The sequence below is a fragment of the Streptomyces sp. NPDC007162 genome, assembly GCF_040634175.1.
Lineage (GTDB): Bacteria > Actinomycetota > Actinomycetes > Streptomycetales > Streptomycetaceae > Streptomyces.
In genome coordinates this window covers 1-10,009 of record NZ_JBEYFC010000343.1, presented here as the reverse complement: position 1 = coordinate 10,009, position 10,009 = coordinate 1, and the positions used below count along the sequence as shown (strand labels likewise).

At 73.0% G+C, this 10,009-nt stretch carries 9 protein-coding genes and 1 pseudogene; 4 read left to right on the top strand and 6 right to left on the bottom strand.

All coding sequences use genetic code 11. The annotated features are described in order from the left end of the window. Both pknB and ABZ646_RS31360 read left to right on the top strand, forming a co-directional pair. Positions 1 to 1,836, top strand: a 1,836-nt coding sequence (pknB, locus tag ABZ646_RS31365) for a Stk1 family PASTA domain-containing Ser/Thr kinase (protein WP_360526242.1), incomplete at its 5' end; no start/stop codon positions are given. Positions 1,837 to 1,871: 35 nt separating this feature from the next. After that, complete coding sequence (locus ABZ646_RS31360) at positions 1,872 to 2,774, top strand: deoxyribonuclease IV (RefSeq protein WP_360526239.1); 903 nt, start codon at positions 1,872 to 1,874, stop codon at positions 2,772 to 2,774. A 30-nt stretch (positions 2,775 to 2,804) separates the two neighbouring features. On the opposite strand, the gene ABZ646_RS31355 is transcribed toward ABZ646_RS31360, so the two are convergent. From ABZ646_RS31355 to ABZ646_RS31335, 5 genes are all read right to left on the bottom strand, one after another. Further along, a complete protein-coding gene (locus tag ABZ646_RS31355) occupies positions 2,805 to 3,308 on the bottom strand; it encodes a Pycsar system effector family protein (protein ID WP_360526236.1) in 504 nt (167 codons plus the stop codon). Continuing rightward, positions 3,305 to 4,372, bottom strand: a complete 1,068-nt coding sequence (locus tag ABZ646_RS31350) for a hypothetical protein (RefSeq protein ID WP_360526233.1) — start codon at positions 4,370 to 4,372, stop codon at positions 3,305 to 3,307. The genes ABZ646_RS31355 and ABZ646_RS31350 overlap by 4 nt, the downstream gene beginning before the upstream one ends. Continuing rightward, positions 4,369 to 6,567 (bottom strand): hypothetical protein, encoded by a 2,199-nt coding sequence (locus ABZ646_RS31345; protein WP_360526230.1) that lies wholly within the window; start codon positions 6,565 to 6,567, stop codon positions 4,369 to 4,371. The genes ABZ646_RS31350 and ABZ646_RS31345 overlap by 4 nt, the downstream gene beginning before the upstream one ends. After that, positions 6,564 to 7,475, bottom strand: a complete 912-nt coding sequence (locus ABZ646_RS31340; protein WP_360526227.1) for a hypothetical protein — start codon at positions 7,473 to 7,475, stop codon at positions 6,564 to 6,566. The genes ABZ646_RS31345 and ABZ646_RS31340 overlap by 4 nt, the downstream gene beginning before the upstream one ends. 110 nt (positions 7,476 to 7,585) lie before the next feature. Further along, the gene (locus ABZ646_RS31335) at positions 7,586 to 8,248 is read right to left on the bottom strand and encodes a Crp/Fnr family transcriptional regulator (protein WP_360526224.1); all 663 of its coding nucleotides are present in this window, start codon (positions 8,246 to 8,248) and stop codon (positions 7,586 to 7,588) included. Positions 8,249 to 8,511: 263 nt separating this feature from the next. Between ABZ646_RS31335 and ABZ646_RS31330 the strand changes: the two genes are divergently transcribed. Continuing rightward, a complete protein-coding gene (locus ABZ646_RS31330; protein WP_360526221.1) occupies positions 8,512 to 9,042 on the top strand; it encodes a DUF4396 domain-containing protein in 531 nt (176 codons plus the stop codon). On the opposite strand, the gene ABZ646_RS31325 is transcribed toward ABZ646_RS31330, so the two are convergent. Beyond that, entirely contained in the window at positions 9,006 to 9,638 is a 633-nt protein-coding gene (locus ABZ646_RS31325) for a sulfite oxidase-like oxidoreductase (RefSeq protein WP_360526218.1), read from the bottom strand. The genes ABZ646_RS31330 and ABZ646_RS31325 overlap by 37 nt on opposite strands. A gap of 200 nt (positions 9,639 to 9,838) precedes the next feature. On the opposite strand from ABZ646_RS31325, the pseudogene ABZ646_RS31320 reads away from it, so the two are divergent. Beyond that, positions 9,839 to 9,925: pseudogene (locus tag ABZ646_RS31320) on the top strand (bacterioferritin); the annotation flags it as partial. Positions 9,926 to 10,009: the final 84 nt, after the last annotated feature.

Here is a 10,009-nt window from a genome sequence, read left to right as displayed (position 1 = left end):
GAAGACGCGGGCCGGGCGGCCCGTCGCACCGCTTCCCCTTCACGGAGGGAGCTCCACACCTCGGCGACCGCCCCGCGCGAGCGCCGAGGCGTGGAGCGGTTCATCCGGGAGGCCAAGTCGGTCGCCCGACTGGCCCACCCGAACGTGGTCCAGGTCTTCGACCAGGGCACCGACGGCACCTATGTGTACCTCGCGATGGAGTACATCGCCGGCTGCACCCTGCGGGACGTGCTGCGCGAGCGCGGCGCCCTGCAGCCGCGGGCCGCGCTGGACATCCTGGAGCCGGTGCTCGCCGCGCTCGGCGCCGCGCACCGCGCCGGGTTCGTGCACCGGGACATGAAGCCCGAGAACGTGCTCATAGGGGACGACGGACGGGTCAAGGTCGCCGACTTCGGACTGGTCCGCTCCGTGGGCTCGGTCACCAGCACGACGGGGGCCGTCCTCGGCACCGTCGCCTACCTGGCGCCCGAGCAGGTCGAGAACGGGTCCGCCGATCCGCGCGTCGACGTGTACGCCTGCGGTGTGGTGCTCTACGAGATGCTCACCGGGGAGAAGCCGCACGACGGGGACTCGCCCGCGGTCGTCCTCTACAAACACCTCCACGAGGACGTGCCGCGGCCGTCCGCCGCCGTACCGGGTCTCGCCGCCGAGCTGGACGAGCTGACCGCCCTCGGGACCGCCCGGGATCCCGGGCTCCGGCCGCCCGACGCGGTCGCGCTGCTGGCCGTGGTGCTGGAGGCGCGGGCCGCGCTCACCGACGTGCAGCTGGACGCCGTGCCGCCGCAGGCGCTGGCGGCCGGGCACGACATCGCCGAGGACCGGACCAGCGTCATACCCCGGTCGCTGACGGTGCCCCGTCCGCTGCCGGTCAACGAGGACGACGACGGCGTGCTGCGGACCAGCCGGTTCGAGGCGGAGCCGGTGCCGGAGCGGCGGCGCGGGGGCCGTCGCTCGCGGCGCGGGCCGGTCGCGCTGGTCGTCGCCGTGCTGCTCGTCCTCGGTGTCGGCACCGGCGTCTGGTACATCAACTCCGGGCAGTTCACCCGGGTCCCGCCGCTGCTGTCGAAGACCGAGGCGCAGGCGACCGCCCGGCTGAAGGGGGCCGGGCTCGACGTCAAGGCGGTCGAGCACGCCTACAGCGACACGGTGCGGCGGGGCACGGTGATCAGCACCGACCCGGCGGCCGGCGAGCGGATCCGCAGCAACGACGCGGTGACGCTCACGATCTCCGACGGGCCCGAGACCGTGAACGTGCCGGATGTGCAGGGCCGGACGCTGGCCGGGGCCAGGGCACTGCTGAAGGCCGACGGGCTGGCGGCGGGCATGGTGACGCGGGAGTTCAGTGACAACATGCCCAAGGGGTCAGTGATCAGCACGGATCCGGGGGCCGGGAGCAAGCGGCACGCCGGGGCGGCGATCGCGCTCGTCGTCAGCAAGGGCTCACCGGTCGACGTCCCGGACGTCACGGGCGACGACCTGGACGAAGCCCGCCAGGAGCTCCAGCAGGCCGGGCTGAAGGTCACGGTCTCGGCGACCGAGGTCAACTCCGAGTACGACCAGGGGCAGGTCGCCCGGCAGACCCCGGCGGGTGACGCCCGGGTCGCGGAGGGCGACACGGTGACGCTGACGCTGTCCAAGGGCCCGGAGATGGTCGAGGTGCCGAACGTGGTCGGGGCCGGCGTGGACGACGCGGAGAAGCTGCTGGAGCAGTCCGGGTTCCAGGTCAAGGAGGACCGCGGGCTGCTCGGGCTGTTCGGGAACACGGTGAAGAAGCAGTCGGTGGACGCCGGGGAGCAGGCGCCCAAGGGGTCGACGATCACGATCACCATCCGGTGACCGGGAGCCCGCCCCCTGCGTGACACCCTTGAAGGGTGAAGAACCAGCAGTCCCGTCCCGCCGAGATCCCGCCGTCCGGCCCCGCCCGCAACCCCGTCGGCGGCCATGTGCCCGTCGCCGGCGGCCTGCACTCCGTGGGGCTGTCCTACGCCCGTGAGCTGAAGGCCGAGACCGTGCAGGTCTTCGTCGCCAACCCGCGCGGCTGGGCCACCCCGACGGGCAGCCCCCAGCAGGACGAGGCGTTCCGCGCGGCCTGTTCCGAGGGGTCGATCCCGGCGTACGTGCACGCCCCCTACCTGATCAACTTCGGCTCGGGCACCGAGGCGACCGTGGAGAGGTCGGTGGAGTCGCTGCGGCACTCGCTGCGGCGCGGCCGGGAGATCGGGGCGCTCGGGGTGGTCGTGCACACCGGGAGCGCGACCGGCGGGCGGGCCCGGGAGGTGGCACTGAAGCAGGTACGGACGCACCTGCTGCCGCTGCTCGACGAACTCACCGAGGACGACGACCCGTTCCTGCTCCTGGAGTCCACCGCCGGGCAGGGCGCGTCGCTCTGTTCCCGGACCTGGGACTTCGGGCCGTACTTCGAGGCGCTGGACGCCCATCCGAAGCTGGGCGTGTGCCTGGACACCTGCCACGTCTTCGCCGCCGGCCACGACCTGACCGGACCGAGCGGGATGCACCGGACGCTGGACCTGCTGGTGGACACCGTCGGCGCGGGGCGGCTGAAGCTGATCCACGCCAACGACTCCAAGGACGTGGTCGGCGCGCACAAGGACCGGCACGAGAACATCGGGGCCGGGCACATCGGCGAGGATCCGTTCCGCGCGCTGATGACCCACCCGGCGACCGCCGGAGTCCCGCTGATCATCGAGACGCCCGGCGGCAAGGAGGGTCACGCGGCCGACGTGGAGCGCCTCAAGCGGCTCCGCGACGGCTGACGTCCCGCCGACGGGGGTTCCGGCCGGGGCTCACCCCGCCGCCAGCGGCACCGCCGCCAGCAGCAGGCCCGCGCCCAGCAGCGCCATCGAGCCGCGCAGCCACCGGTACTTCGCCGAGAGGATCACGCTGACGTCCTGGAACTGGGTGAGCAGCCAGCCCACCCGGTCCGCCCCGGCCTCGGCGGCGGCGCCGCGCAGCGTCTCCCGGTCGACGCCGCCCAGCGCGTCGGCGTAGAAGGTCGGGCCGGGTGCGGAGCGGACCGTGTGGGTGCGGGGCACGATCACCGCGAGCAGCAGCAGGGTGCCGGCCGCCCAGAGCGCCCCGCCCGCCGCGAGGAGGGCGAGGGCGATGCCGGAGGCGCCGGCCGGCGCCCCTCTGCCGAGCACCAGCGCCGGGACCGCGACGGCTCCCGAGAGCAGGACGGACGCCTTCACGTCCGCCCTGCCCAGGTCCTCGCGCACGGTCAGCAGCAGCCGTTCGGCGACGTAGTGCGCGGCGGCGTCGGCGGGGTCGGCGGGGTCGCCCGGGCTCATCGGCGGGCCTCGGGGCTGGAGTCGTCCTCCACCCCCGTCCCCTCGCCGGGGACTGCGTCCGTCGGCTGGCCCGGCGGGATCGGCGGGGGCGCGTCGGCCGGGAGCAGCGGCGGCGCGGGCGGCATCGGCGGTATCGGCAGGGAGGTCGGGGCCTGCGGGATCCCGTTCGGGAAGACGCCGGTGGAGACCGTACGGCTGTACTCGATGAGGGCCTGCACCTGGTCGTCGATCTGGTGGCGCTGCACCACTCCCTGGTTGATCAGGTTGGTCAGGTAGTCCAGGGCTCCCTTGCGCTGTTCGCGGGCCTGCTGCTGGAGCACGCCGAGGATTTCGTGGGCGCGGCTCGGGTCGGCGGCCAGCATGTGGGCGTACTGGACGGTCTCGCCCGCGCTGATCAGCTTCTGCGCGTCGTCGATGTTGGCGGCGATCCGCGCCTTGTTGACGGTGTCGATGGCCTCCTGGACCATGCCGCCCTTCTCCACCGCGACCATCTGGGCCTGGTGGTCGGCGGCCGCCTGGCCGAGGTCGATGCGGACGAACACCTGGGTGGCGAGGCCGAGTTCGGCCCCGAAGTCGCTCCACCGGCCGCTGGCCAGCTCGTCCTGGATGGCCTCGTCGACCTGCTGGGCGGAGTCCAGGCTGTAGCGGCGGCTGAGCCCGCGCAGCCGGGCCTCCAGCGAGGGCCGGAGCATGCGTTCCACGTCGACCACGCGCTTCTCGGCGGCGAGGTAGAAGTCGTGCACCTCCCAGTTGACGTCCGCGCCCGCCCGGAACCGGGACCGGTCGCCGTAGGTGGGCAGCTCCAGCTGGAAGGAGACCTGGTGCTGGCCCCGGGCGATCCAGCACACCGAGGTGGGCTTGCCCATCAACGGCTTGTTGACGTGCTCGGCGCCGCGGACGGTGACGACGCTGTACCCGCCGTTCTTGTAGTACAGCACCGAGGCGACCTGGCTGTTGCGGTGCCGGTAGGCGGCCTGCGGGGCGAACTCGCGGACGAAGGGCCCTCTGAGATCGTGCGGAAGGACGAACTCCTGGTCCTGCGGGGGCCATTGGTTGTACGTCATGGTGTACTCGCTCCCTGGACCGCCCCCCACAGGCGGCGGACCTGCTGTTCGTTCAGTGGTTGATCGGGGTCTTCGGTGAGTTCCTTGACGAGGGCCAGCAGCCGGCTGCGGTCGTCGTGGCTGTGCACGAGCAGCGGCAGGAACCGTTCCAGCCGGCCGGCCCAGGGCTGGCCGGCCGAGCCGCGCAGCCAGTCGGACACGGTCTCGACGGCCGCCTCGTAGGACCGTGGGGTCTGCAGGGCCGTCCACAGCAGCCCGGCGAGTTCCGGGGCGAGGGCGGGCCGCACCTCGGCCAGGGCGAGCATCAGCGGCCAGTCGCCGTACCCCTCCAGGTCGTCGTGCAGGTTCCACAGGTCGCTGGCGGGCAGGCCGGCCAGGTAGACCGTGGTCTGGAGGCCGAGGTCCTGCTGGGGCCTGCGGGGGTCGGAGAGCCAGGCCCGGATCCGGCGCAGGGTCTGGCCCTCGGGGTGGGCGCCGGCGAAGTGGGCCACCTGGACCGCCGCGGCGGAGCGCAGCTTGCCCTCGTCACGGACGCCGATGCCGCCGAGCAGGTCGAGGGAGTCGCGGACGCTGTCGGTGGCCCGGCCCCGGCCGAGTACCGCGCCCGCGGTCCAGCGCAGTTCCTCGTCGCCGTACCGGGCCCAGGAGCCGACCAGGGCGCGGATGGCGGTGCCGACCTCCGGTGAGCCGAGGGCCACGTCGAGGACGGTCGCGGCGAACAGCCGGCGCGGTGCCCGCTCGGACCGGGCCATCGGCGTGACCAGTTCGTGCACGGTGTGGGAGAGGTCGAGGCGGCACAGATGGCCGGCGGCGACGGCGGCCCGGACCCAGACCTGGGGCCGGGTGTCCTCGCAGAGTCCGGCCAGCCAGCGCAGCACGGGTCCGCGGGCGTTGTGCCGGTGCTGCCACAGGTGGCCGAGCACGGCGGGGGCGAGGGCCTCGCCGGCGAACCGCACGGTGCGCACCGGCACCTCCTCGGTGCCGACCTCCTCCGTGCCGAGTTCGGCGACCGCGCGGGCGGAGACCAGGCGGGCGTCGACGCCGTCGCTGAACAGCGGGCGCCCGGGGGTGGCCTCGGGGTCGACGGTGACGGCCAGTTCCCAGGCGAGCACCTCGGCGGCCTCGGCGACGGCGCTGAGCGAGGCACCGTCGAGGACGGCGACGGCGATCCGGTAGGCCGCGTCCCGCAGCCGCTCCGGGGTTTCGGAGCGGATGCCGCCCGCGAACCATTCGGCGGCCTGGTTCTCGGCGAACCTCCGGCATTCGGCGAGGAGTTCGTCGTGGGTGAGCTTGCCCTGGGTGTGCCGGGCCAGCAGGGTGGCGAAACGGGCCGCCTCCGCGGGCCGCAGGTCGTTCAGGCCCCGCGCGGCCAGGACGTCGGGGTCCAGGGCCGTCGCCCGGGCGCGCTCGTAGTCGGGCCCAGGGCCGTCGAGTTCGAGGGCGAGGTGGCCCTCGAGTACGGCGGTCTGGGCGGCCGGGGTGTGGGCGCGGTAGTAGCGGGCGCCGCGGGCGAGCACGTCACCCGGTTCGGGGGTGGCGAGCAGGACCGCGTAGGCGTCGTTGCGGCCGAGCAGTTGGCAGAGCCGGTCCAGGCCGGTCTCGTCGGGCAGCGCGGCACCGGGTTCCAGCGCGTAGCCGTGGCCGCCGCGGATCTGGTCGCCGTCGAGCTCGTCCAGGTCGGTGCGCGGGTCGAGCCGGGAGACCTGGCCGCCGGTCAGCCTGTCCAGCAGGGACAGCGCGGTGTAGGCACGGCCGGTGCCGGGCTGGCCGAACAGCACCAGGAGCCGTCCGGTGCCCAGTTGGTCGAGGTAGTCGTCGTAGTCCGGGGGCTGCTTGAAGACCTTGCGTAACCGCAGCAGTTGGTCCTCGGGCAGCGGGCCCGCGAGCACGCGCTCCGTCGTCTGCCGGCCGTAGAAGTTCATGGTGCCGACGGAGCCGGAGCTGACCAGGGTGCCGGATCCGTACTGGCTCACGGTCGAGCGGTAGACGCGGGAGGCGGCCGCCGCGGCCCCGGGGAGCGCCTCCTCGCCGAGCGGGTCGGCGGCCGAGCCGCCGATGACGTCGGCCTTCTCGGGCTCGGGTGCGCCGGCGGGCTCGGCGCCCTGCGGCTTGTCCGGTTCGGCCTTCTGCTGCGGCTGTTGCTGCTGCTGGGGATTCGGGGAGCCCGGGGGCGGCTGGGGGCCCTGTGCGTTCACCGGCCACCGCCGTCGGAGAAATTGATGGTGTCGATGGTGCCGCCGACCACGATCCGACCGGTCCCGTGCTGGTGGATGTTCTGCACGACCCGCCCTTCGGCGACCACGTCGTCCGCGGGAACCGCGGCGCCGACGGGAGCCGGGGAGTCACCGGGGGCCGCGGTCTCGGCGGAAGCCACGGTGCCGACGGGAGCCGGAGACTCGGCGGGAGCCGGGGTGTCGGTGGGGGGCGTCGGGGGCTGGGGGGTCGGAGGGCGGTGTGGGTGGGGTGGCTGCGGGGCGGCGGGGGTGTGCGTCTTCGCGGTCGGTGGGTGCTCCGGGTCCGGCTCCGGAGGTTCGGACCGGCCGGGGACCATGAACCAGGCGGTGGTGCGGCCCTCCTTGAGGTCCACGTCGTGCCGGCGGTAGTACCCGGGATCCACCCAGCGCCCACCGGGCAGGATGAAGTCCTCGTGCACGCGGTCGGACGCGACCACCACCAGGGGCGCGCCGTCCGCGGCCCTGAGGATCGCCTTCGTGACGGTGCAGTCGGCCAGTCGGCACGCCAGGTCGACGGCGCGCCCGGAGCGCCCGTGGGCGTCGGCCGTGACCCGCCCGATGTGCAGGCCGACGCGCAGCCGCAGCGGCTTTCTGAGGTGCTGGTTGGCCTCCCGCAGGTTCTGGTGGAGGTGTTCGATCCACTCCCCCACCACCCGGACGGGCGGTACGTCGGGCGTCAGCACACCGAGGATGCCGTCACCGCGGTCCTCCTGGTAGAGCCGCGGCGGGCGGATGCCGGCCCGCTCGAACGCGGTGCCCGTGACGTCGTAGAGTCTGCGCCGCATCTCGGGTTTCTCGGTGTCGGACAGCAGGCCCGAGCCCTGCGCGTCCACGTTGACGATGAAGCCGTACGCGGCTTCCCCCTCCATCGCTTTCTCCTCCCTGCCGTCCCGCCGGACCACCGGCCGCCTGGCTGCGATGGTCGCGGAGCCGGCCGGTCGCCGCTGTAGCCGTTTACACAGCACGGGACTCGGCGTTCTCAGGTCTCGTGCGGTTGTCCGGCGGCGAGCAGGCGGAGCGGGTCCAGATCGGCCACGGCCAGGGTGCCGGGGCCGGTGCGGACCAGACCCTGTTCCCGTAACAGGCGCAGCGCCTTGGCGACGGCCTCGCGGGTGGAGCCGACGGACGCGGCCAGTTCGTGCTGCGCGAGGGGCAGCCGTATGGTCACGGCCTCGTTCTCCTGGCGGCCGGCCCGGTCGGCGAGCTCGACCAGGCGCTCGGCGAGCCGTTGCAGCACGGTCATGGAGGCCAGCGCCCGGCGCTCGTGGTCCGCGCTGCGCAGCCGCTCGGTGAGCTGGATCGTCATCAGCGCGTTGGCGTGCGGCCGGGCGGCCAGGAACCGGCGGAACCGCTCTCCTGGTACGACCAGACCGGTCACCTCGCCGAGGGTGCTGACCGAGGCGCTGCGCGGGCGGCCGTCCAGCACGGCCATGTCGCCGACGACCTCACCGGCCCGTCTGAGGGCCAGGATCAGCCGGCCGCCGCGCTCCGTCGGCGTCCACACCGTGCACCAGCCGCTGAGCAGGACCACCGCGAACGTGGTGCGGTCGCCCTCCGAGACAACCGTGTCGTACGGCGGGTACTCGTGCCGGGTGCCCAGGCCCGCCAGTGCCTCCCGGTCCCCCGGACCGAGACCCCCCAAGAAGGTATGCCGCTCTCCGAACAGCCCCACCGTCGTCCCCCGACCGCTCGCCCCCGAACCGGATCACAAGCGGAACCCCAAGGGCCCCTCGGATCCGTGTCTGCCCGGCGCGTCTCCCGCCAGGCAAGGATCTCAGCGTAGCGCTCTGGGCACGGAATGTGTCCGCCGTTACCGGAACGAGCCCGAACCCTTCACGGGAATACCCCATGGGGGTATACCTGTTGCGAGTCGCCGAGTTCACAGAGCCACACCGGGGGTCAGCCATGGACCACGAGCACACCGTTCACGAGCACACCGGGCACGTCACCGACGCGTCCTGGACCACGGCCGTCCAGGCCACCTTGCACTGCCTCACCGGCTGCGCGATCGGCGAGGTGCTCGGCATGGTCGTGGGCACCGCGTTCGGCTGGGGGAACCTGCCGACCACACTGCTGGCGATCCTGCTGGCGTTCGTCTTCGGATACTCGCTGACCATGCGCGGGGTGCTGCGGGCAGGAGTGGACCTGCGGACCGCACTGCGGGTGGCACTGGCGGCCGACACGGTCTCCATCGCCGTGATGGAGCTGATCGACAACGGCACGATCCTGGTCTGGCCGGCCGCGATGGACGCCCAGCTGGGCGACGCGCTGTTCTGGATCTCGCTGGCCGGCTCGCTCGCGCTGGCGTTCGTGGTGACCACGCCGGTCAACCGGTGGACCATCGGACGGGGCAAGGGACACGCGGTGGTGCACCGGTACCACCACCAGGGCAGCGGAGGTCAGACCACGGGGCCGTCTCCCGGTTCTTCCTGGTAGGAGTAGCGCTGCTCCTTCCAGGGGTCGCCGATGTTGTGGTAGCCGCGCTCCTCCCAGAAGCCGCGGCGGTCGGCGGTCATGTACTCGATACCACGGACCCACTTGGGGCCCTTCCAGGCGTACAGCTGGGGCACGACCAGGCGCACCGGGAAGCCGTGCTCGGCGGTGAGGAGTTCGCCGTCCTTGTGGGTGGCGAAGATCGTGCGTTCGGCGGCGAAGTCCGCGAGACGCAGGTTGGAACTGAAGCCGTACTCCGCCCAGACCATCACATGGGTGACGTCGGGGGCGGGCGGCGCGAGCTCCAGGACGGTCCGCGCCCGGACGCCGCCCCACTCCGCGCCGAGCATGCTGAACTTCGTCACGCAGTGCAGGTCGGCGACGACGGTGGTGTACGGCAGGGCCGTGAACCGCTCGTGGTTCCAGGTGCGCACGTCACCGTCGGCGGTGGCGCCGAAGACCCTGAACTCCCAGCGCTCGGGCCGGAACTTGGGCACCGGGCCGTAATGGGTGACGGGCCAGCCGCGCTGGAGCCGCTGCCCCGGCGGAAGCCCCGACCCCGCGGCTTCTCTGGACGCGCGCCCCACCGGATGACCCATGCCTTCCATCCTGACAGACCACGGGCGGTGCACCGGACCAGGCGAACCGGCCGAAGATCCTCAAAAACCTCAACCCATGCCAAGAACGGACTTACGCACTAAGCACGCACTTACTGGACGATCTTCTGCACCGGTGCAATCATGCGCCGCAGACGTCCCCGTCCGTCCGGTACGGAACCCATGCGGAAGGAGCCTCTGCGATGCAGGGCGACCCCGAGGTCATCGAATTCCTCAACGAGCAGCTCACCGGCGAGCTCACCGCGATCAACCAGTACTTCCTCCCGGCCCACGGACTTCGACCTGGAGGTGACCTGCCCGGACGCCGCGCCGCGCGGCAGGGCGTCCGGGCGCCGGATGGGCATCCGGTTCGC

Coding starts and splice junctions, on each gene's coding strand:
- ABZ646_RS31325 (WP_360526218.1), bottom strand. CDS start 9,638: ATGGGTCATCCGGTGGGGCGCGCGTCCAGAGAAGCCGCGGGGTCGGGG.
- ABZ646_RS31355 (WP_360526236.1), bottom strand. CDS start 3,308: ATGAGCCCGGGCGACCCCGCCGACCCCGCCGACGCCGCCGCGCACTAC.
- ABZ646_RS31340 (WP_360526227.1), bottom strand. CDS start 7,475: ATGGAGGGGGAAGCCGCGTACGGCTTCATCGTCAACGTGGACGCGCAG.
- ABZ646_RS31350 (WP_360526233.1), bottom strand. CDS start 4,372: ATGACGTACAACCAATGGCCCCCGCAGGACCAGGAGTTCGTCCTTCCG.
- ABZ646_RS31330 (WP_360526221.1), top strand. CDS start 8,512: ATGGACCACGAGCACACCGTTCACGAGCACACCGGGCACGTCACCGAC.